This window comes from Ornithinimicrobium sp. CNJ-824 (genome assembly GCF_001942405.1).
GTDB lineage: Bacteria > Actinomycetota > Actinomycetes > Actinomycetales > Dermatophilaceae > Ornithinicoccus > Ornithinicoccus kibberensis.
Genome location: NZ_MKKA01000011.1, coordinates 278,655 through 298,654 on the forward strand (window position 1 = coordinate 278,655; position 20,000 = coordinate 298,654).

Sequence of the window (20,000 nt, forward strand, 5' to 3'; positions counted from 1 at the left end):
CGGCGGTCCCGGGTCAGTCCTCGAGCACCTCGGAGACCTCCATCCACTCCTCCTCGAGCCGGGCCTCCTGGTCGGTCAGGTCGGCCAGCTCCGCGGTGAGCGTCGCGAGCCGGTCGGGATCGGTGGCGGCCCGGGCCATCTGCTCGTGGAGCCGGGCCTCCTGGGCGTGGATCCGGTCCAGCGCCCGCTCCACCCGGGCGAGCGTCTTGCGGGCCTCCCGCTCCGCGGCCGCGTCGGGGCGCGGGCCCCTCGGTGCCGGCGCGGTCCCCCCGTTCCTGCCTGACGGGGCGGCCGGGGCGGTCGGGTCGGTGACGCCCGGACGCGAGCTCCGCCCGGGCAGCTGCCGGCGCAGGCGGAGGTACTCCTCCACCCCGCCCGGCAGGTCGCGCAGCGACCCGTCCCCGAGCAGGGCCAGCTGCCGGTCGGTCATCCGCTCCAGCAGGTAGCGGTCGTGGGAGACCACGACCAGCGTGCCCGCCCAGCCGTCGAGCACGTCCTCCATGGCGGTGAGGGTGTCGATGTCGAGGTCGTTGGTCGGCTCGTCCAGGAGCAGCACGTTGGGCTCGTCCATGAGGAGCCGGACGAACTGGAGCCGGCGCCGCTCCCCGCCGGACAGGTCGCCGACCCGGGACTGCTGGCGGCCGCCGCTGAAGCCCAGCCGCTTGGCCAGGGAGCTGGCCGACACCTCCTTGCCGCCGATGACCGTGAAGGAGCGCACCTCGGTGATCGAGTCGATCACCGACCATCCCGCCACCCGGTCCAGCTCGCGCAGCTCCTGGGTCAGGCAGGCCATCCGCACCGTCTTGCCGACCTTGAGCCTGCCCCGGGCCAGCGGGTGCTGGCCCTGCAGCACCCGCAGGAGGGTCGACTTGCCGGCCCCGTTGACCCCGACGAGCCCGTACCGGTCCCCGGGGCCGATCCGCCAGGTCACGTCCTCGAGGAGGGTCCGGTCGCCCACCGTGACGGTGGCGTCGAGCAGGTCGAGCACGTCCTTGCCGAGCCGCGTGGTGGCGAACCGGACGAGCTCGACGGTGTCCCGCGGCGGGGGCTCCCCCTCGATGAGCGCGGTGGCGGCCTCGATCCGGAACCTCGGCTTGCTCGTGCGCGCCGGGCGCCCCGCCGCAGCCAGGCCAGCTCCTTGCGCGCCAGGTTCGCGCGCCGGTCCTCGGTGACCCTGGCCACCCGCTGACGCTCCACCTTGGCCAGCACGTACGCCGCGTAGCCGCCCTCGTACGTGTGCACCCGTCCGTCCTCGACCTCCCACGTGCGGGTGCTCACCTCGTCGAGGAACCACCGGTCGTGGGTGACGACGACGAGGCCGTTGCCGGACCGGGGGCGGCGCCCGGCGAGGTATGCCGCGAGCCAGGCGACGCCTTCCACGTCCAGGTGGTTGGTGGGCTCGTCGAGCACGAGCAGGTCCGGGTCGGCCACGAGCAGCGCCGCCAGGGCGAGCCGACGACGCTCGCCGCCGGACATCGGCCCGACGACGGCGTCCCAGCCGCCGACCGCGCCCGCGCCGGTGCCGCCGAGGAGACCCTCCAGGACCTCCCGGACGCGGGCGTCACCGGCCCACTCGTGCTCGGCGAGGTCGCCCAGGACGACCTCCCGCACGGTCGCCCCCGGCGGCAGGGTGTCGGTCTGCCCCAGCAGGCCGGTGGTGACGTCGCCGGTCCGCAGGACCCGGCCGGCGTCGAGCTCACGAGCGCCGGTGAGCACCCCCAGCAGGGTGCTCTTGCCGCCGCCGTTGCCGCCGACGACGCCGATGCGGTCGCCGTCGGAGACACCGACGGAGACGTCGTCGAGGAGCACGCTGGTGCCCAGGACGAGACGGGCCCGGTCGAGGGCGACCAGGCTGGCGGGAGGTGCCATCAGCCGTGCACCGGTCCCAGCGGGCCGCCGCGGACGGGGCCTGGCGGGGGCGGCGACGGCGTGCGGTGGTGCTGCACCACCTGGGCCCCGGGGACCGGTCCGACGACCCGGGTGATGTCCCCCGTCGGCCCGTTGGCGGCCAGCCCCACCGACAGGTCGATCGCCTCGGCCTGGGACCCGACGAGGAAGGCCACGGTCGGCCCGGACCCGGAGACGATGCCGGCGCGGGCCCCGAGCTCCAGGCCGGTGTCGAGGACCTCGCCGAGCAGGGGCTGGAGGGAGACGGCCGCCGCCTGCAGGTCGTTGCGCAGGGCGGCGGCCACCTCGTCGGTCTCCATCCGCCGCAACGCGGCCATCAGCTCGCCCGACGGCTGCGGGACGGGCAGGTCCGTGCTGCCCGCCTCCGCACGCAACCGGTCGCACTCGGCATACACCTCGGGGGTGGACAGGCCCAGCCCCTCCCCGACCCACAGCACCCAGTGCAGCTCGCCGCGGGCGAGCACCGGGGTGACCTGCTCGCCGCGGCCCGACCCGATGGCCGTGCCGCCGTGCAGGAGGAAGGGCACGTCCGAGCCCAGCCCCGCGGCGACGCCCTCGAGGGTGTCCTGGTCGACGTGGTCCATGGCCCACAGCTCCCGGCACGCCACGAGGGTGGCGGCGGCGTCGGCGCTGCCGCCGGCCATCCCGCCGGCCACGGGGATCTGCTTGTCGATGTCGATGCGCACCGGGCCCGAGCCGGCCCGCCGGCTGCGACGGCGCGCCAGCGCACGGGCGGCCTGCAGGGCCAGGTTGTCCGGACCGGTCGGGACCCGGTCGGCGAACGGGCCGGTGACGTGCACCGACCAGCGGGACGCGGGCTGCACCGTCACCCGGTCGTAGACGCTGACGGCGTGGAAGACGGTGGACAGCTCGTGGTAGCCGTCCTCGCGCAGGGGTCCCACGACGAGCTCCAGGTTGATCTTTCCGGGCACCCGGACGGTGACGGCCTCGGTGCTCCCGCCTGGACTCATGGCCTCACCCTATGGGTTCGGCCGCCGATCCTCCTGGCCGCCCGGACGCTGCCCCCCGTCGTCCAGGGCGCGTCCGCGATCCGGGCAAAGTGCGCCACGGTGAGCACCTCGCCGCGGGCCCTCGGGTCCACCCCGGCGGCCCGCAGCACCCGTTCGGCCCGCTCGGCCCCGCCGGCCCACCCGGCCAGCGCGGCCCGCATCGTCTTGCGCCGCTGCGCGAAGGCCGCGTCGACCACGGCGAAGACCTCCTGCCGCCCGGCGCGGGCGCCGGGGGGTCCCGGCGCACCATCGGACGAGGCCGGAGTCCACGTTGGGCGCGGGCCAGAAGACGGTGCGGCCGATCCGTCCGGCGCCGGTGACCTCGGCGTACCACCCGGCCTTCACGCTGGGCACCCCGTAGACCTTGCTCCCCGGGCCGGCCGCGAGCCGGTCGGCCACCTCGAGCTGGACCATGACGAGGACCCGCTGCAGGGTCGGCACGGTCGCCAGCAGGTGCAGGACCACGGGCACGGCGACGTTGTAGGGCAGGTTGGCCACGAGGGCGGTGGGCTGGGGGTCGGGCAGCTCCTGGACCCGCAGGGCGTCGGCGGGCACGACCGTCAGCCGGTCCACCAGGTGCGGGGCGAGGTCGGCCACGGTGCGCGGAAGCTGGTCCGCCAGGGACGGGTCGATCTCCACCGCGGTGACGTGGGCGACCTCCGGCAGGAGGGCGAGCGTCAGGGAGCCGAGGCCGGGGCCGACCTCGAGGACGACGTCCTGCGGACCGACCTCGGCCGCCCGGACGATCCGTCGCACGGTGCCCTTGTCGATGACGAAGTTCTGCCCCCACTGCTTGGTGGGGCGGATGCCGAGCCGCTCGGCCAGCTGACGGACCTGCGCCGGGCCGAGCAGGCTCTCCTCGTGATCGGTCACCAGGGTCCGTAGACCGTCTCGCTGGTCGCGGACAGCGCCTCGCACAGCTCCGGGACGCTCGTGCTCAGCGTCTCCGCCATGGCCCGCACGGTCAGCGGCAGCAGGTATGGCGCGTTCGCCCGGCCCCGGTGGGGGGTCGGGGTGAGGTAGGGGGCGTCGGTCTCCACGAGCAGCTGCTCCACCGGGGTCACGGCGAGGGCGTTGCGCAGGTCCCTGGCGCTGCGGAAGGTCACCGTCCCGGCGAAGGAGAGGTAGTAGCCGCGGTGGACGCACTCCCGGGCCATCTCCATGTCGCCGGAGAAGCAGTGCATCACCGTGCGCTCGGGGGCGCCCTCCTCGGCCAGGATCCGCAGCACGTCGTCGTGGGCGTCGCGGTCGTGGATCTGCAGCACCAGGTCCAGTTCCTTGGCCAGCGCGATGTGGCGGCGGAACGACTCCTGCTGCGCGGGGACGCCGTCGGGGCCGGTGCGGTAGTAGTCCAGGCCGGTCTCCCCGATCACCCGGATCCGGGGATGCCGGGCCAGGGAGGCGATCTCGTCGAGCACGGCGTCGAGGTCGCCGGCCGCCGCGTGCCTGGGCGCCTCGTTGGGGTGGACGGCGACGCCGCCGAGCAGAGAACGGTGCTCGTCGACGATCCCGTGCGTCCACCGGGCCGACCCGATGTCGCAGCCGATCTGCACGATCCGATCCACGCCCACCGCGGCCGCCTCCGCCAGCACGTCCTGCAGGCCGACGAACGGGGCGTCGTCGCGCTGGACGTCCAGGTGGCAGTGGTTGTCGACGACCGCGACCGGGAGCCGGTCGGGGGCCGGCGGGCGCTGCGCGAGCCGGGCGTCCGTCATACCTCCACCTCGTCCACGAGGCCGAGCCGGGCCCGCTCCTCCTCGACGACGGAGGGGTCGAGCTTGGTGAAGATCGGGGAGGGCTTGGCGACCGGGGCCCCGACGACGACCGGACGGTGCTCCCAGCGCGGCGTGGCGGTGTACTCCCCGGTGATGACCGGGTAGGGGTCGCGCCCGGGCTCGTCGAGGTCGGGAACCTCCTTGACCACCGGCATCGGCTGGAAGGTCCCCTCGCCCCCGAGCGCCCGGTGGACCGCGGTGGAGCTGTGCGGCAGGTAGGGGGAGAGCAGCGTGTTGAGGTCCACGACGGCCTGGGCGAGCACGTGCAGGACGGTGGCCAGGCGTTCGCGCTGGTCCTCCCCCTTGAGCTTGAACGGCTCGGTGGCCGAGACGTAGGCGTTGGCCTCCCCGACGAGGCGCATCGCCTCGGCCAGCCCGGCCTTCTGCTTGTGCGTGCCGATGAGCCGCCCGACGGTGCCGAACCCGGCCGCGACCTGGTCCAGCAGGGCCCGGTCGACCTCCTCGAGCGGACCGGCGGCCGGGATCTGGCCGAAGTTCTTGGCGATCATCGAGGCGGTCCGGTTGACCAGGTTGCCCCAGCCGGCGACGAGCTCGGTGTTGGTGCGCTTGACGAACTCCGGCCAGGAGAAGTCGGAGTCGGCCGTCTCCGGCGCGGCGGCGGAGAGGAAGTAGCGCAGCGCGTCGGGCTGGTAGCGCTCCAGCACGTCCCGCACGTAGATGACGACGTTGCGCGAGGTGGAGAACTGCCGGCCCTCCATGGTGAGGAACTCGCTGGAGACGACCTCGGTCGCAGGTTGAGCCTGCCGAACGGGCCGACCTGCCCGCCCCGGCTGCCCTGCCCGTTGTGCGCGAGCATCTCGCCGGCCAGATCTGGGAGTGGAAGGTGATGTTGTCCTTGCCCATGAAGTAGTAGGACAGCGCCTCCGGGTCGTTCCACCACTCGCGCCAGCGGTCCGGATCGCCGATGCGACGGGCCCACTCGACGGACGCCGAGAGGTAGCCGATGACCGCGTCGAACCAGACGTAGAGCTTCTTGGTCGGGTTGTCCGACCAGCCCTCCAGCGGGACGGTGATGCCCCAGTCGATGTCGCGGGTCATCGCCCGGGGGCGGATCTCCTCGAGGATGTTCTGCGAGAACTTGATGACGTTGGGGCGCCACAGCCCGCTGGCCTCGCGACCGTCGAGCCACTCCGCGAGCGCCTCGGCCAGGGCGGGCAGGTCGAGGAAGAAGTGCTGGGTCTCGGTGAACTCCGGCGTCTCGCCGTTGATCTTGCTCCGGGGGTCCAGCAGGTCGGCCGGGTCGAGCTGGTTGCCGCAGCTGTCGCACTGGTCGCCCCGGGCCTCGGTGTACCCGCAGATGGGGCAGGTGCCCTCGATGTAGCGGTCCGGCAGGGTGCGGCCGGTCGAGGGGCTGATGGCGACCTGCTGGGTCCGCTCGACCATGTAGCCGTTGGCGTGGCAGGCCAGGAACATCTGCTGCACGACGGAGTGGTGGTTGACCGTGGTCGTGCGCGTGTAGAGGTCGTAGGAGACCCCCAGCGCGACGAGGTCCTCGGCGATGGCCCGGTGGTTGACGTCGATGAACTCCTGCGGGCTCATCCCGGCCTTGTCCGCCTGCACGAGGATCGGCGTCCCGTGCTCGTCGGAGCCGCTCACCATGAGCACGTCGTGACCGGCCATCCGCATGTAGCGGCTGAAGACGTCGGAGGGCACACCGAAGCCCGCGACGTGGCCGATGTGGCGCGGGCCGTTGGCGTAGGGCCAGGCGACGGAGGTCAGGACGTGGGTCATGGTGTCCCAGTCTAGGTGGGCCGGCCGGGCGGACCGGTGGGAGACTGCGGCATCATGACCCAGGACCGGACGGCGCGCGTCCCCGAGGACGTCCTCGTCCACCTGCGCCGGGCGCGCGACCACGTCGACCGGCACTTCCGCGAGCCGCTCGACCTGGAGACGCTGGCCGCCGTCGCCGGGCTGAGCAAGTTCCACTTCCTGCGGCTCTTCCGCCGCGCCTACGGCCGCACCCCCGGGGTCTACCTCTCCGAGCGCCGGGTCGAGCGGGCCCAGGACCTGCTGCGCGGCGCCAACCTCACGGTCACGGAGGTGTGCCACGCGGTCGGCTTCAGCAGCCTCGGCTCGTTCAGCACCCGGTTCCGGGAGATCACCGGGGAGAGCCCGAGCCAGTTCCAGCGCAGGTATGCCGCGGACGGCGCACCACGCATCCCCGGCTGCTACGTGTTCATGCGGGGCCTGACCGAGCGGCGGGACGCCGCAACCGAGGAGAAGCCGGGACCACCTGACCCCGGCTAGCGTCGGGGCCATGATCACCAACGTCTCCCTCGTCAGCGTCTGGGTCACCGACCTGGACGAGTCCCTCGCCTTCTACACCGACGTCCTGGGCTTCGAGAAGGGCGACGACGTCCAGCTCGGCCCCGACTTCCGCTGGCTGACCGTCGTGCACCCGGCGCAGCCCGAGCTGCACCTGCACCTGACCACCCCCGGCGAGCCGCTCTCCCCCGAGCTCGTCGAGGCGATGCGCCGGGCCCAGGCCCAGGGCGGCCTGCCGGGCGTGGGGCTGACCGTCGACGACTGCCGCCGGACCCACGCCGAGCTGGTCGCCAAGGGCGTGGAGTTCCTCCAGGAGCCCACCGAGCGGCCCTACGGGGTCGAGGCCCTCATGCGGGACAACTCGGGCAACTGGATGGTCCTCGTGGAACGCCGGGACTTCGACCCCTCCACGATGACCGAGGCCGACCTGGCCTGAGGGCCCGCGCCCGCGGACAGGAGGAACGACGGCATACCCCGTGGTTGTATGGGGCGAGCGCGGCCCCGCCCGGGGCGCGCCCGAGCAAGGAGGCCACCACGTGCTCGCCGCCCTCACCGGCGCCGGCCTGTCCGCAGCGGCCGGGCTGAACGCCTACATCCCGTTCCTCGTCGTCGCGCTCGTCGCGCGGTTCACCGGCGTCATCGACCTGCCCCACCAGTACGCCTGGATCGAGTCCTGGTGGGCGATCGGCATCGCGGGCGCCCTCCTGCTCTCCGAGGTGGTTCTCGACAAGATCGCCGTCGTCGACCACGTCAACGACGCGGTGGGCACGTTTGTGCGACCGGCGACCGGCGGGCTGATCTTCGCCGCGACGACCGCGGCCGAGGACTTCGAGCAGGGCTCGACCTTCATGGCCGACAACCCCTGGGTGGGGGTGCTGCTGGGCATCGTCACCGCCGGGATCGTGCACACGGGCAAGGCCGTCACCCGTCCTGCCGTCAACGTCGGGACGGGCGGGCTGGGCACCCCCGTGGTGTCCGCGGCCGAGGACGGGGCGGCCGTCACCCTGTCCCTGGTGGCGGTCTTCCTGCCCGTGCTCGTGATCTTCCTGCTGCTCCTGCTGCTGTGGGGGCTGTGGGTCCTGTGGCGCCGGGCGTCGGGGCGGCGACGGCGCACCGACGAGCTGATGGCCGACGCGGGCTACTGAGCCTGCTCGGCCAGCGGCCAGCAGATCTGCGTCCTCAGGCCGGCGGGGTCCACGTCCGGCCCGGGCTCGGTGAGGTAGACCTCCCACATCGAGGACGACGGGGTGCGGCCCTGCTCCCCGATCCAGCCCGCCAGCCGTCGGTAGGAGTCCCCCAGGCCGTCGTAGGGGCCGACGTGGGTGGCGGTGACGACCTCCCCGCCGGGCAGCTCCGAGGGGCGCACGTCCCCGTCCCCGGTGATCGCGGCACCCACGGGGATCCCGACCTCGACGTCGACGGTCTCGGTGGGCTCGCCCCGGTAGCGGGCGTACGGGGCACCGGCGGGCTCCGTCCGCTGCTCCCCCAGCGTGGCGAAGAGCAGGCTGAAGGAGTTGTCGAAGAAGGTCCGCAGCGCCTCCATCCGCACGGTCGCACGGACGGCGGCCGTGGTCACCGGGTCGAGCGTGACGATCCGGGGGTCCTCGAGGGTGTGCTCGGTGCTCATGGTCGCTCCTCGTCGTGGTCCGTCTCCGGGGTCCGACGCTACTCCTCGGCCGGTCGTGGGGGAACGGCCTGCGACGGTCGACCGTTGGGGAGGTGAGGTCGGACGGCAGGAGACGGTATGCAGCGCAGGCACCCGCGCCCCGGGAGGCCCGGTCCGGGCCAGGAGTCGGTGTGGGACTACCCCCGGCCACCACGTGTGGAGCCCAGCGAGGCGCTCGTGGTGGTCGAGCTCGGCGGGACGACGTCGCGCGGACCACCCGGTCGCTGCGGGTCCTGGAGACCAGCCACCCCCCGACCTACTACCTTCCGCGGGCCGCGTTCGTCCCCGGCGTCCTCCGCCCGACCGGGGGGAGCTCGTTCTGCGAGTGGAAGGGGGCGGCGTCCTACCTGGACCTGGTGGCGGGGGGCCGCACCGCGGTCCGCGCGGCCTGGACCTACCCGGACCCCTCGCCCGGGTTCGAGGCGCTGCGCGACCACGTGGCCCTCTACCCGGGCCTGGTGGACCGGTGCCTCGTGGACGGGGAGGTGGTGGCGCCCCAGCCCGGCGGCTTCTACGGCGGCTGGATCACCTCGGCCGTCGTCGGCCCGTTCAAGGGGGAGCCGGGGACGTGGGGCTGGTGAGGGCCGGGGAGGACCGGTCGCCCGCTACCGGGACCCGAGCGCGGTGTCGTAGAGCACCTTGGCAGACAGCCCGGTCCGCGCCGCCACCTCCCGGCACACGGTCTTGAGCCGCTCCCCGCCCTCGACCCTGGCCAGCACCTGGGCGACGGCCTCGTCCACCCCCACGGCCGTCGCCGCCGGGTCCGCGCCCGACACGACCACGGTGATCTCGCCGCGGACGCCCTCGGCCGCCCATCCCGCGAGCTCGGACAGCCCGCCCCGCCGCACCTCCTCGTACGTCTTCGTCAGCTCCCGGCACACGGCCGCGGGGCGCTCGGGCCCGAGCACCTCGGCCATCGTGGTCAACGTCGCCGCGAGCCGGTGCGGCGCCTCGAAGAAGACCATCGTGCGCGGCTCCTCGGCGAGGGCCTGCAGCGCCCGGGCCCGCTCCCCCGCCTTCCGCGGCAGGAACCCCTCGAAGCAGAACCGGTCGACGGGCAGCCCGGAGACGGCCAGCGACATGAGGACCGCCGAGGGGCCCGGCACGCAGGTGACCGGCAGGTCGGCCTCGACGCAGGCGGACACGAGCCGGTAGCCCGGGTCGGAGACCGAGGGCATGCCCGCGTCGGTCACCAGCACGACGCGGGACCCGCCGGCGACCCGGGCCACGAGCTCGGGGGTCTTGGTCGCCTCGTTGTGCTCGTGGTAGCTGACCACCTGACCGCCGACCTCGATCCCGAGCCGCTCGGCCAGCCGGCGCAGGCGCCGGGTGTCCTCCGCCGCGACGACGTCGGCCCCCGCGAGCTCCTCCAGCAGGCGGGGGCTGGCGTCCCGGGCGTCGCCGATGGGGGTGGCGGCCAGGACCAGGGCGGCGGAGCTCATACCTGGAGGGTATGCCGTGCCGCCGCCGGTCCGTGCGCGTCAGCGGCCGTAGCCGGCGTGCCGCAGGTCGGCGTTCATCTGCGAGATCACGTTGAGCGGGATGCCCTTGGGGCAGGCCCGCGTGCACTCGCCGAGGTTGGTGCAGCCGCCCAAGCCCTCGGCGTCGTGCTGCGCGGTCATCGAGACCACCCGGGCGTCCCGCTCCGGCTGGCCCTGGGGCAGCTCGCCGAGGTGGGTGATCTTGGCGCCCATGAACAACGAGGCCGAGCCGTTGGGGCAGGCGGCGACGCAGGCGCCGCAGCCGATGCACTCGGCGGCCATGAACGCCCGGTCGGCGTGCTCCTTGGGCACCGGGGTCGCGTGCGCGTCCGGGGCCGACCCGGTGTTGGCCGAGATGAAGCCGCCCGCCTGGATGATCCGGTCGAAGGCCGACCGGTCGACGACGAGGTCCTTGAGCACCGGGAAGGGGTCGGCCCGCCAGGGCTCGACGACGATCTCGTCGCCGTCCTTGAAGGAGCGCATGTGCAGCTGGCAGGTCGTGGTCCGCTCAGGTCCGTGCGCCTCGCCGTTGATGACGACGCCGCACTGGCCGCAGATGCCCTCGCGGCAGTCGGAGTCGAAGGCCACCGGCTCCTCGCCCTTGGCGATGAGCTGCTCGTTGAGCAGGTCGAGCATCTCCAGGAACGAGCTGTCCTCCGAGACCCCGTCGATGTCGTAGCGGACCATCTGGCCCTTGGCCTGCGGGCGGTCCTGCCGCCAGATCTTCAGGGCGAGCCTCACTTGTAGCTCCTCTGCTTGAGCTCGATGAATTCGTAGACGAGGTCCTCCTTGTGGAGCACGGGGGGCTGGTCGTCCCCGCCCCACTCCCAGGCCGCGACGTAGGCGTACTCGTCGTCGTGGCGCAGCGCCTCGCCGTCCTCGGTCTGCGACTCGGCCCGGAAGTGGCCGCCGCAGGACTCCCGCCGGTGGAGGGCATCGATGCACATCAGCTCGCCCAGCTCGAGGAAGTCGGCCACCCGGCCGGCCTTCTCCAGGGACTGGTTGAGCGTGTCCGCGGCGCCCAGGACCCGCACGTCGCGCCAGAACTCGGCGCGCAGCTCGCGGATCTCGTCGATGGCCTCGCGCAGACCCTCCTCGGTGCGTTCCATGCCGCACTTCTCCCACATGATCTTGCCCAGGGCCTTGTGGAAGGAGTCCACCGTGCGGCTGCCGTTGATCGACAGCAGCCGCTCCACCCGGTCGGCGACCTGCTGGTGGGCCTCGACGACGGCGGGGTGGTCCTCGCCGATCGCCTCGAACGGCCCTTGGCCAGGTAGTCGCGGATGGTGTTCGGCAGCACGAAGTAGCCGTCGGCCAGGCCCTGCATGAGGGCCGAGGCCCCCAGCCGGTTGGCCCCGTGGTCGGAGAAGTTGGCCTCGCCGGTGACGAACAGCCCGGGGATGGTCGACTGCAGGTCGTAGTCGACCCACAGGCCGCCCATCGTGTAGTGCACGGCCGGGTAGATGCGCATCGGCACCTCGTAGGGGTTCTCCCCGGTGATGCGTTCGTACATGTCGAAGAGGTTGCCGTACTTGGACCGGACCGCCTCCTCGCCGAGGCGGCCGATGGCGTCGGCGAAGTCGAGGTAGACGCCGCGGCGGACGCCGTCGACCTCGGGGCCGACGCCACGGCCCTCGTCGCACATGTTCTTGGCCTGCCGGGAGGCGATGTCGCGCGGGACCAGGTTGCCGAAGCCGGGGTAGATCCGCTCCAGGTAGTAGTCGCGGTCCTCCTCGGGGATCTCCCGGGGGTCCTTGTCGCAGTCCTCGGCCCGCTTGGGCACCCAGATCCGGCCGTCGTTGCGCAGCGACTCGCTCATCAGCGTCAGCTTGGACTGGTGCTCGCCGCTCTGCGGGATGCAGGTCGGGTGGATCTGCGTGTAGGCGGGGTTGCCGAAGTAGGCGCCCTTGCGGTGGGCCCGCCAGTTGGCGGTGACGTTGGACCCCATGGCGTTGGTGGAGAGGAAGAAGACGTTGCCGTAGCCGCCGGAGGCGAGCACGACGGCGTCGGCCAGGTGGGTCTCGATCTCCCCGGTGACCAGATCGCGGGCGATGATGCCGCGGGCCACCCCGTCGACGACGACGAGCTCGAGCATCTCGTGCCGGGCGTACATCTGCACGGTGCCGGCCGCGATCTGCCGCTCGAGGGCCTGGTAGGCGCCGATGAGCAGCTGCTGACCGGTTTGGCCGCGGGCGTAGAACGTGCGGGAGACCTGCACCCCGCCGAAGGAACGGTTGTCGAGCAGCCCGCCGTACTCGCGGGCGAACGGCACGCCCTGGGCCACGCACTGGTCGATGATGTTCGCGCTGACCTCCGCCAGGCGGTAGACGTTGGTCTCGCGGGAGCGGTAGTCGCCGCCCTTGACCGTGTCGTAGAAGAGCCGGTGGACCGAGTCGCCGTCGCCCTTGTAGTTCTTCGCGGCGTTGATCCCGCCCTGCGCGGCGATCGAGTGGGCCCGGCGCGGGCTGTCCTGGTAGCAGAAGGACTTGACGTTGTAGCCCGCCTCGCCCATGGTCGCCCCGGCCGCGGCACCGGCCAGGCCGGTGCCCACGATGATCACCGACAGCTTGCGCCGGTTGGCGGGGTTGACCAGGGCCGCCTCGAACTGGCGGGTGGTCCACTTCTGGGAGATGTCACCGGCCGGGGCCTTGGTGTCGGCGATCGGCTCACCCTCGCGGTAGAGGCCCTCGATCAGCATGTCAGTCATAGGTCAGCAGTCCTCAGTCGAGAAGCCCGAACAGGATGGCGAACGGCGGGATCATGAAGCCCACCACGATGATGGTGGTCACCAGGATGGAGGCGAACCGGATCTGCTCTGCGCGCTTGAGCGAGGAGTTCAGCCCCATCGTCATGGCCGCCCCCCCAGAAGCCGTGCAGCAGGTGCAGGCCCAGGAAGATCATCGCCGCCAGGTAGATCAGCACGCCCCACCAGTGGCTGAAGGTGTCCAGCACGCGCGCGGCCGGGGAGGCGTGCGCCTCGCCGATGGTGACGGTCTGGGTGGTGAAGTGCAGCACGTGGAAGATGATGAAGGTCAGGATGGCCAGCCCGCCCCACCTCATCGCCTTGGCGTAGAAGTTGCCGTAGCCGCGGCGGGTCATGACGTAGCGCTGGCTGCGGGCCGCGTTGGCCCGGCGCCACATCGTCGCCGCGGCCCACACGTGCAGCACGAGCGAGGCCAGCAGGGCGACCCGGATGATCCACAGCAGGCCCTTCTCGGGGAGCATCGGCTCGCCGAAGGTCCGGATGTGGTGGGCGTACTCGTCGAACGCCTCCGGCCCCACGAGGATCATGAGGTTGCCGTACATGTGGATCAGCAGGTAGGCGATGCCCACGAGGCCGGTCACGGCCATGACGGTCTTCAGCAGGATGCTGGGAGGCCCGGTCCGGGCCTCGCGCGCGGGAGCAGTTGTTGTGGCCACGGGGGCAGGCTACTACCCCCGTCCGTGGGGCCGGTCGCGGACCCGCCCTGCACCTACGATGCCGGTATGGAGTCGTTGCGGGCCAGGTTGCTCGGGCCCGCCCCTCCCCGACGGGGGAGGCAGGACCGGTGGGCCTGGGTGGGGATCCTCCTGGCGACCCTGGTCGGCGGCGTCCTGCGCTTCGTCCGGCTCGACCAGCCCGCACGCCTGGTCTTCGACGAGACCTACTACGTCAAGCAGGCGTGGTCGCTGGTCCGGTACGGCCACGAGCGCGAGGTCAGGGAGGGCCTGGAGGAGCCGGACGTGCTCTGGAACGCCGGCGACCCGGACGCTTCGGGGCGCTGCCCGACCTCGTGGTCCACCCTCCGGCCGGCAAGTGGATGATCGCCCTGGGCCAGCTGCTGACCGGCCCGGAGGACCCGGCCGGCTGGCGGCTGGCCTCGGCCGTGGTCGGCACGCTGTCCATCCTGGTCCTGGGGCGGGTGGCCTGGCACCTGTGGCACAACGCCCTGCTGTCGGTGGCCGCGGCCGCGCTGCTCGCGGTGGACGGGCACCACTTCGTCCAGTCCCGGATCGGGCTGCTCGACGTCTTCCTCATGTGGTGGGTCCTGCTCGCCTTCCTCCTGCTGCTCCTGGACCGGGAGCAGGCGCGGTCCCGGCTCGCGCGCCGATGGCCGCGGTGGGAGGCCCGGACCCGGGCCGAGCCGGTGCCCCGGTCGCCGTGGCGGCGCTGGGCCCGGTGGTGGGGACCCTCCCTCGGCATGCGCTGGTGGCGGGTCGCGGCCGGGGTCAGCCTGGGGCTGGCCGTCGGCACGAAGTGGTCCGGCCTGTTCTTCCTCGCCGTGTTCGGGCTGATGACCGTGTGGTGGGACCTCGGTGCCCGGCGCGCCGCCGGCGCACCCGGGTGGGCGACCGGGACCGTGGTGCGCGACGGCATACCGGCCTTCCTGTCGATGGTGCCGGTCGCCCTGGTCACCTACGTGGCCACCTGGGCCGGCTGGTTCGCCACCGAGGGTGGCTGGAAGCGGGGGTGGGCGGCGCAGAACCCGGTCGCCGACGGGAGCCCGGCCGCCCTCGTCCCGGACGCCTGCGGTCCCTGTGGGCCTACCACGTGGAGATGATGACCTTCCACGTCGGCCTGCAGAACGAGCACAAGTGGAGCTCCAACCCGTGGGGGTGGACGGTCCAGTGGCGCCCGACGCTCTTCTACGCCGAGTGGCCCACCCGGGGGGAGATGGGCTGCGAGGCGGCCGACTGCGTCAGCTACGTCGCGTCCCTGGGCAACGTCCTGGTCTGGTGGGGGGCGAGCGCCGGTCTGCTCGTGGTGGCCTTCCTGTGGCTGCTGGGACGGGACTGGCGGGCCGGGGCGGCCCTGTCCGGGGTCGTGGCCGGCTGGCTGCCCTGGTTCCTCTACCAGACGCGCACGATCTACAGCTTCTACGCGGTGGCGTTCGTGCCGTGGCTGGTGCTCGTGGTCGTCGCCTGCCTGGCGCTCGTCCTGGGCCCCGCGGACGCGCCGGCCCGGCGGCGCCGGTGGGGGGCGGCGGTCGTCGTCGGCTACGTCGTCCTCGCCGCGGCCTGGTTCGCCTGGTACTACCCGGTGCACGCGGCGGTCGTGCTGCCGCGCGAGCAGTGGGACTGGCGGATGTTCTTCGACTTCTGGAACTAGGCGACGGCCGCCTCAGGCCTCCAGCCCCATCGCCTCGGCCATCTTCAGGTGGGGGGCGCCCTCCTGCGCCCGGCCCGCCCGCTGCAGGGTGCGCGCGAGCAGGAGGTGGGCGTAGGCGTCGGTCGGCCACCGCTCGAGCAGGCCGCGCAGGACCTCCTCGGCGCGGCCCAGGGCGGCGGAGTGGTAGTGCGCCCGGGCCAGCAGCAGGCGGATCTCGGCGTTGCCGGGGTTGTCCTCGACCAGCGGCGTCAGCAGCTCCACGGCCCGCGAGTAGGCCTTGGCCTCGAACAGGAAGGTGGCCCGGTCGTAGCGCGCGTGGTCGTCCAGGTCCTCGTCGGCGGGCAGCTCGACGGCGTCCACGCCGCGCAGCATCCGCTCCATGTCGTCCATGGCAGGAACTACGCCAGGACGTCCTCCAGCATTCCCGGGGTGGCCCTCCGCGCGAGCCGGACGGCGACCTCCAGGGGCACGTCGGGGACGACCACCTGCTCGGAGCCGGCGGCCGTGGTCGCGGTCAGGTGGCACAGACCCCGGCGTCGCTGGAAGAAGCTCTGGTGGACGACCCACCCGATGACCCCGGCCCGTTCGAGCACCTCGCGCGTGCGCACGACCGCGCCCGTCTGGACGACGAGGTGCCGCGGGGTCAACGCGTGGCCGAGGTTGCGCCACGAGGCCTCGGCGAGCAGCGCGCTGGCGGCGCCCACGCCCAGGAGCACCGCGACCGGCAGCCAGTCCGGCCACCCGGCGAACCACCAGCGGTCGACGCCCCAGGTCGGCACCGCGGTCAGGGTGGTCAACGCCAGGGTCGCCCACTGGCCGCGCACGTGGATCCGGCGGCGCGCCCGGGGGCCGTGGCCCACGAGGGCGGTCGTCAGCGGCCCGTTCTCCTCCAGCAGGTCGTGCCCGACCCGGGTGACCACGGTCCGGGGCGCGGGGGGCAGCACCCGGGTGGTGCCGCCGCTGCCGATGCCGGTCGCGATGGCGGTCAGCTCGGCGCCGCGGACGAAGCGCAGGAGGAAGGGCTCGCCCATCCGCACCCCGCGCACCTTCTCCCGCTCGACCGTCTGGCTGTGCGTGGTGAGCAGGCCGCGCGTCACCCGCAGGTTGCCGCCCGGCTCCCGGACCACGCGCAGGTTCCACCAGGTCATCACGTAGCTCGCCGTCGAGAGCACCACCCAGCCGAGGACGACCCCCACGACGGCCGCGACGACGAGGACGGCGACCGCCTGGGCCAGCACCCACGCCCAGGCCTGCTGGGCCACGGCGACCTCGTCGACCGGGACGTCGTCGCCGAACTGGGCCAGGACGCCGGCCACGCCCGCGACCACGACGAGGCTGGAGAGGCTGAACGGGGCGTAGCGCAGCCAGCCCCAGTCGATCCGGGCGAGCTCGGCACCGTCGGCGACCGGTGCACCCTGGTCGCCGTCCGCCCACTGCTGGGACGGGTATGCCGTGCCGGCCGCCGGGCGCGCGGCCACGCCCGAGCGGGAGAGCAGGAAGGTGCGCATGGCCGCGGCCTGGTCTCGGGCCAGCCCGTCGAGCTCGATCCGGCTGCTGTCGACGCCCGTGCCGACCTTGACCGTGGCCAGGCCGAGCACGCGGTGCACCGGGGTGGACTCGATGTCCACGCTGCGCACCCGGTCGAGCGGTGCCGTGAGCACGCGGCGGCTGAGCAGCCCGGTGCGCAGCTGCAGCTGGGCCTCGGTCACCCGGTAGCGGGTGATGAACCAGGAGACCGTGCCGGCGACCAGGGCGAGGGCGCCACCCACGACGGCGAGCCAGATCCACCAGGACCCGTCCTCGCCCCGGCCGATGAAGAAGGCGATGAGCAGCGGGACGAGCATCGACCCCAGGCCGCGCACCGGGTGCACCAGCAGCATCCGGGGGCTGAGCCGCTGCCACTCCGCGCCCGCGACCGCCGGCACCACCGGGTCGCCGGTCGGCGGCGGCAGGTCCGACAGGCTCACGTCGCGTCGCCCCGCGTCTGCCCGGTGATCCGGGCCAGGTCGGCGGTCACCCGGTCGGCGACGTCGCTGTCGAGGCAGGGCAGGGTGATGGGGCCGGCCGCGGAGGCCGTCGTCACCGTGACGTTGGCCAGCCCGTACAGCCGCATGATCGCGCCCCGGTGGGTGTCGACGGTCTGCACCCGGGACAGGGGCGCGATCCGCTGGTCGCGGGAGAGCCACCCGGTCTGGGCGAAGACCTTGTCCCCGGTGACCTCCCACCTGGTCCGGCGGTAGCGGACGATCGGCTCCAGGGTCACGTCGGCCAGGTTGGCGACCATGACGAGCACGAACAGCGGACCCAGCCAGCGGCCCCAGGAGTCGGGCAGGAAGGAGTAGATCGTGAAGAGGACCACCCAGGTGAGGACCCCGCCGACGAGCCCGTTGACCACCCAGTAGCGCACCGCCCGCGGACTGACCCGGTGCGCCGGCTCGCGCAGGGCGGTCGGCCCGCCGGACCGCTCCCCCGTGCCCATGTGCTCCCTCTCCTGGCCCGCCCCGGTCACGTCAGGGTGGCGACCATGAGCGCCTTGATCGTGTGCAGCCGGTTCTCCGCCTGGTCGAACACGATGCTCGCGGAGGACTCGAAGACCTCGTCGGTGACCTCCAGGCCGCCGGCGAGCTCGGGATGACGCCCCATCAGCTCGCGGCCCACGTCGGTGTCCGTGTCGTGGAAGGCCGGCAGGCAGTGCATGAACCGGGCCCGGGGGTTGTCCGTGGCCGCCATGAGGTCGGCGTTGACCTGGTAGGGCAGCAGGCGCTCGATCCGCTCCCCCCAGGCCTCGACCGGCTCGCCCATCGACACCCACACGTCGGTGTGCACGAAGTCGACGCCACGGACCGCCTCGACCGGGTCGTCGGTGATCGTGACGCGGGCGCCGGTCTCCTCGGCGATCCCCCGGCACAGCTCCACGACGGGACCGGCCGGCTGGAGACCGTCGGGCGCACCGATGCGCACGTCCATGCCCAGCTTGGCCCCGAGGAGCAGCAGGCTGTGGCCCATGTTGTTGCGGGCGTCGCCCAGGTAGGCGAAGGCGGTCTCGTGCCGGTGCTTGTGGGTGTGCTCGGTCATCGTCAGCGCGTCGGCGAGCATCTGGGTCGGGTGCCACTCGTCGGTCAGCCCGTTGTAGACCGGGACCCCGGCGTGGTCGGCCAGCTCCTGCACCTTGGCCTGGCTGGAGCCGCGGTACTGGATGGCGTCGAACATCCGGCCCAGCACCCGGGCGGTGTCCTTGATCGACTCCTTGTGGCCGATCTGGGTGCTGCGCGGGTCCAGGTAGGTCGTGGACGCCCCCTGGTCGGCGGCCGCGACCTCGAACGCGCACCGCGTGCGGGTGGAGGTCTTCTCGAAGACCAGGGCCACCGAGCGTCCCCCGAGCAGCGGACGCTCCTGGCCCGAGGTCTTGGCCCGCTTGAGGTCGTGCGCCAGGTCGACGAGGTGCTTGATCTCGGCCGGGCTCTCCTCCACCAGCGACAGGAGGCTGCGTCCCCGCAGGTTGACCGCCATGTGCATCTCCTCGCTCGGGCCGGGTGGGGTGGCCGGCGGGCCGGGTCCGCCGGAGAGCCGAGCCTACCCCGCGCCGCCGGCGCCGGGTCGACCCCCGCACGACGAAGGGCCCGGCCCCTCGGGCGGAGGGACCGGACCCTGTCCGGTGGAGCTGAGGGGATTCGAACCCCTGGCCTTCTCATTGCGAACGAGACGCGCTACCAACTGCGCCACAGCCCCGTGTGCGGGTCCATACTCTAGCACCGCCGGAAGCGGGCACCCAACCCGCGGCCAGGGGCGGCTCAGCCCACGCGGTCGACGTGCGGCAGCTCCTCGAACTCCTCCTCCAGGGCCATGACGGTGCCGTCGGCGGGCAGCGCCGACTCCCCCGCCGTCCCCGTCCGCGAGGACTTCGCCTTGAGCGCGTAGGTGGGCGGCGGGACAGGCACGGGGTCCCAGGTGCCGGCGTCGGCACCGTCCCGCGGGGTGGCCCCGCGTCCGGTGGCGGCAGGCGCGTCGCCACGGGCCGGCGCCGGGCCGGCGTCGGCCTCGACGGCCGCCACGTCGTAGAGCTGCGGAGCCGGGCGGCGGTCGGCCGCGACGACGCTGCGCCGGGCCCCCGAACGGCGCGCCGCCGGCCGGGTCGTGACCGCCAGCGACTGCGCCGCCAGGACGTGCCCGGGGGCGCCGCGCCCGGGGGCACCGTGGTCGGGACGGCCCGGACGGTCCGGGCTCGTCGCCGGCCGCGCCGACTCCCGGGCCGGGCGACGACGGGCCGCGCGCTCCTGGGCGGCGGACCAGCGCACGACGCCGACGGTCAGGCCGAGGAAGGCGACCGCCGCCAGGGCGGACCACCGGGGCAGCGTGCCGACCATGGCCAGCCCGCTCGCGGCGACGAGGACGACGGAGGAGACCAGGAGGGCCGTCCCCCGGAGACGGTTGGCGAAGCGAGCGCGCCGCAGGCCCGGCGGCGGCGCCACGGCACGGGCGCCGTGGACCGCGGGCGCGACCCGTCCAGGGGCGTCGGTGCGCTTGACCACGACCTCGGGGCGCGCGGGGCGCAGCGGGGAGGTGTCGTAGGCGCGGGGGGCCACCTCGACGGTCTCGGGACGCGGCAGGGCCCGCCTGCGCTCCAGCACCCGCATCGCCTCGGAGAACCGGTCGACCGACCGCGCGGTGGCCAGATGGTCGCGGCGACGGACCCAGTGCTGGACCAGGTAGACAGCCCACACCGCCAGGATGACGACGAAGATCAGACTGCTCACGCTGGGCACGTGCGCCACGCTAGGGGGCCGT

17 protein-coding genes, 1 tRNA gene and 5 pseudogenes are annotated in these 20,000 nt (G+C 73.4%); 7 read left to right on the plus strand and 16 right to left on the minus strand.

Translation table 11 applies throughout. From position 1 onward, the window contains the following. Positions 1-13: 13 nt before the first annotated feature. The 5 genes and pseudogenes from BJF81_RS05695 to metG all read right to left on the minus strand — a co-directional run bounded on the left by BJF81_RS05695 (position 14) and on the right by metG (position 6,445). Positions 14-1,869, minus strand: a pseudogene (locus BJF81_RS05695) (ATP-binding cassette domain-containing protein). Further along, the gene (locus BJF81_RS05700) at positions 1,869-2,879 is read right to left on the minus strand and encodes a 4-(cytidine 5'-diphospho)-2-C-methyl-D-erythritol kinase (protein ID WP_075957484.1); all 1,011 of its coding nucleotides are present in this window, start codon (positions 2,877-2,879) and stop codon (positions 1,869-1,871) included. Before BJF81_RS05700 ends, BJF81_RS05695 begins: the two are co-directional and overlap by 1 nt. Beyond that, positions 2,876-3,791, minus strand: a pseudogene (rsmA, locus tag BJF81_RS05705) (16S rRNA (adenine(1518)-N(6)/adenine(1519)-N(6))-dimethyltransferase RsmA). The gene BJF81_RS05700 and the pseudogene rsmA overlap by 4 nt, the downstream one beginning before the upstream one ends. After that, positions 3,788-4,633, minus strand: a complete 846-nt coding sequence (locus tag BJF81_RS05710; RefSeq protein WP_075957485.1) for a TatD family hydrolase — start codon at positions 4,631-4,633, stop codon at positions 3,788-3,790. The pseudogene rsmA and the gene BJF81_RS05710 overlap by 4 nt, the downstream one beginning before the upstream one ends. Continuing rightward, positions 4,630-6,445, minus strand: a pseudogene (gene metG / locus BJF81_RS05715) (methionine--tRNA ligase). Before metG ends, BJF81_RS05710 begins: the two are co-directional and overlap by 4 nt. Positions 6,446-6,499: 54 nt before the next feature. On the opposite strand from metG, the gene BJF81_RS05720 reads away from it, so the two are divergent. The 3 genes from BJF81_RS05720 (at position 6,500) to BJF81_RS05730 (ending at position 8,124) form a co-directional block, all read left to right on the plus strand. Beyond that, the gene (locus BJF81_RS05720) at positions 6,500-6,961 is read left to right on the plus strand and encodes a helix-turn-helix domain-containing protein (protein WP_075957486.1); all 462 of its coding nucleotides are present in this window, start codon (positions 6,500-6,502) and stop codon (positions 6,959-6,961) included. Positions 6,962-6,971: 10 nt separating this feature from the next. Then, complete coding sequence (locus BJF81_RS05725) at positions 6,972-7,415, plus strand: VOC family protein (protein ID WP_075957487.1); 444 nt, start codon at positions 6,972-6,974, stop codon at positions 7,413-7,415. Positions 7,416-7,515: 100 nt separating this feature from the next. After that, positions 7,516-8,124, plus strand: a complete 609-nt coding sequence (locus BJF81_RS05730; protein WP_075957488.1) for a DUF4126 domain-containing protein — start codon at positions 7,516-7,518, stop codon at positions 8,122-8,124. On the opposite strand, the gene BJF81_RS05735 is transcribed toward BJF81_RS05730, so the two are convergent. Beyond that, entirely contained in the window at positions 8,118-8,606 is a 489-nt protein-coding gene (locus tag BJF81_RS05735; RefSeq protein WP_075957489.1) for a GyrI-like domain-containing protein, read from the minus strand. The two genes, BJF81_RS05730 and BJF81_RS05735, sit on opposite strands and share 7 nt — an antisense overlap. Before the next feature lie 117 nt (positions 8,607-8,723). Between BJF81_RS05735 and BJF81_RS05740 the strand changes: the two are divergent. Further along, positions 8,724-9,226, plus strand: a pseudogene (locus BJF81_RS05740) (DUF427 domain-containing protein). 24 nt (positions 9,227-9,250) lie between these two features. Here BJF81_RS05740 and rsmI read toward each other — a convergent pair. From rsmI to BJF81_RS05760, 4 genes and pseudogenes are all read right to left on the minus strand, one after another. Further along, positions 9,251-10,087, minus strand: coding sequence for a 16S rRNA (cytidine(1402)-2'-O)-methyltransferase (rsmI, locus tag BJF81_RS05745; RefSeq protein WP_075957490.1), 837 nt, complete (start codon positions 10,085-10,087; stop codon positions 9,251-9,253). Positions 10,088-10,126: 39 nt separating this feature from the next. Continuing rightward, on the minus strand, positions 10,127-10,867 hold the full coding sequence (locus BJF81_RS05750; RefSeq protein WP_075957491.1) for a succinate dehydrogenase/fumarate reductase iron-sulfur subunit: 741 nt from the start codon (positions 10,865-10,867) through the stop codon (positions 10,127-10,129). Continuing rightward, positions 10,864-12,833: pseudogene (locus BJF81_RS05755) on the minus strand (fumarate reductase/succinate dehydrogenase flavoprotein subunit). The gene BJF81_RS05750 and the pseudogene BJF81_RS05755 overlap by 4 nt, the downstream one beginning before the upstream one ends. Continuing rightward, complete coding sequence (locus tag BJF81_RS05760; RefSeq protein WP_237770040.1) at positions 12,830-13,546, minus strand: succinate dehydrogenase cytochrome b subunit; 717 nt, start codon at positions 13,544-13,546, stop codon at positions 12,830-12,832. The pseudogene BJF81_RS05755 and the gene BJF81_RS05760 overlap by 4 nt, the downstream one beginning before the upstream one ends. A gap of 66 nt (positions 13,547-13,612) precedes the next feature. Between BJF81_RS05760 and BJF81_RS19200 the strand changes: the two genes are divergently transcribed. Genes BJF81_RS19200 through BJF81_RS19210 form a run of 3 tightly spaced genes read left to right on the plus strand, consistent with a single transcriptional unit; the run spans position 13,613 to position 15,215 of the window. Next, entirely contained in the window at positions 13,613-13,930 is a 318-nt protein-coding gene (locus BJF81_RS19200; RefSeq protein ID WP_237770041.1) for a hypothetical protein, read from the plus strand. Then, on the plus strand, positions 13,900-14,667 hold the full coding sequence (locus BJF81_RS19205) for a phospholipid carrier-dependent glycosyltransferase (RefSeq protein ID WP_237770042.1): 768 nt from the start codon (positions 13,900-13,902) through the stop codon (positions 14,665-14,667). Before BJF81_RS19200 ends, BJF81_RS19205 begins: the two co-directional genes overlap by 31 nt. After that, on the plus strand, positions 14,664-15,215 hold the full coding sequence (locus tag BJF81_RS19210; RefSeq protein WP_237770043.1) for a hypothetical protein: 552 nt from the start codon (positions 14,664-14,666) through the stop codon (positions 15,213-15,215). Before BJF81_RS19205 ends, BJF81_RS19210 begins: the two co-directional genes overlap by 4 nt. Positions 15,216-15,227: 12 nt before the next feature. Here BJF81_RS19210 and BJF81_RS17310 read toward each other — a convergent pair whose 3' ends face one another. The 6 genes from BJF81_RS17310 to BJF81_RS05795 all read right to left on the minus strand — a co-directional run bounded on the left by BJF81_RS17310 (position 15,228) and on the right by BJF81_RS05795 (position 19,969). Then, positions 15,228-15,605: a tetratricopeptide repeat protein gene (locus BJF81_RS17310; RefSeq protein WP_237770044.1), complete on the minus strand. Its 378-nt coding sequence runs from the start codon at positions 15,603-15,605 to the stop codon at positions 15,228-15,230. Positions 15,606-15,613: 8 nt separating this feature from the next. Beyond that, positions 15,614-17,182, minus strand: coding sequence for a PH domain-containing protein (locus BJF81_RS05775; protein ID WP_083664019.1), 1,569 nt, complete (start codon positions 17,180-17,182; stop codon positions 15,614-15,616). Further along, on the minus strand, positions 17,179-17,724 hold the full coding sequence (locus BJF81_RS05780) for a PH domain-containing protein (protein ID WP_143780685.1): 546 nt from the start codon (positions 17,722-17,724) through the stop codon (positions 17,179-17,181). Before BJF81_RS05780 ends, BJF81_RS05775 begins: the two co-directional genes overlap by 4 nt. After that, on the minus strand, positions 17,721-18,725 hold the full coding sequence (gene argF / locus BJF81_RS05785) for an ornithine carbamoyltransferase (protein ID WP_075957493.1): 1,005 nt from the start codon (positions 18,723-18,725) through the stop codon (positions 17,721-17,723). The genes BJF81_RS05780 and argF overlap by 4 nt, the downstream gene beginning before the upstream one ends. Positions 18,726-18,871: 146 nt before the next feature. Beyond that, positions 18,872-18,944, minus strand: a tRNA-Ala gene (locus BJF81_RS05790). Positions 18,945-19,006: 62 nt separating this feature from the next. After that, positions 19,007-19,969, minus strand: a complete 963-nt coding sequence (locus tag BJF81_RS05795; RefSeq protein ID WP_075957494.1) for a hypothetical protein — start codon at positions 19,967-19,969, stop codon at positions 19,007-19,009. Between the last annotated feature and the right edge of the window lie 31 nt (positions 19,970-20,000).

Coding starts and splice junctions, on each gene's coding strand:
- BJF81_RS17310 (WP_237770044.1), bottom strand. CDS start 15,605: ATGGACGACATGGAGCGGATGCTGCGCGGCGTGGACGCCGTCGAGCTG.
- BJF81_RS05735 (WP_075957489.1), bottom strand. CDS start 8,606: ATGAGCACCGAGCACACCCTCGAGGACCCCCGGATCGTCACGCTCGAC.
- rsmI (WP_075957490.1), bottom strand. CDS start 10,087: ATGAGCTCCGCCGCCCTGGTCCTGGCCGCCACCCCCATCGGCGACGCC.
- argF (WP_075957493.1), bottom strand. CDS start 18,725: ATGGCGGTCAACCTGCGGGGACGCAGCCTCCTGTCGCTGGTGGAGGAG.
- BJF81_RS05725 (WP_075957487.1), top strand. CDS start 6,972: ATGATCACCAACGTCTCCCTCGTCAGCGTCTGGGTCACCGACCTGGAC.
- BJF81_RS05710 (WP_075957485.1), bottom strand. CDS start 4,633: ATGACGGACGCCCGGCTCGCGCAGCGCCCGCCGGCCCCCGACCGGCTC.
- BJF81_RS19200 (WP_237770041.1), top strand. CDS start 13,613: ATGGAGTCGTTGCGGGCCAGGTTGCTCGGGCCCGCCCCTCCCCGACGG.
- BJF81_RS05700 (WP_075957484.1), bottom strand. CDS start 2,879: ATGAGTCCAGGCGGGAGCACCGAGGCCGTCACCGTCCGGGTGCCCGGA.
- BJF81_RS19210 (WP_237770043.1), top strand. CDS start 14,664: ATGATGACCTTCCACGTCGGCCTGCAGAACGAGCACAAGTGGAGCTCC.
- BJF81_RS05720 (WP_075957486.1), top strand. CDS start 6,500: ATGACCCAGGACCGGACGGCGCGCGTCCCCGAGGACGTCCTCGTCCAC.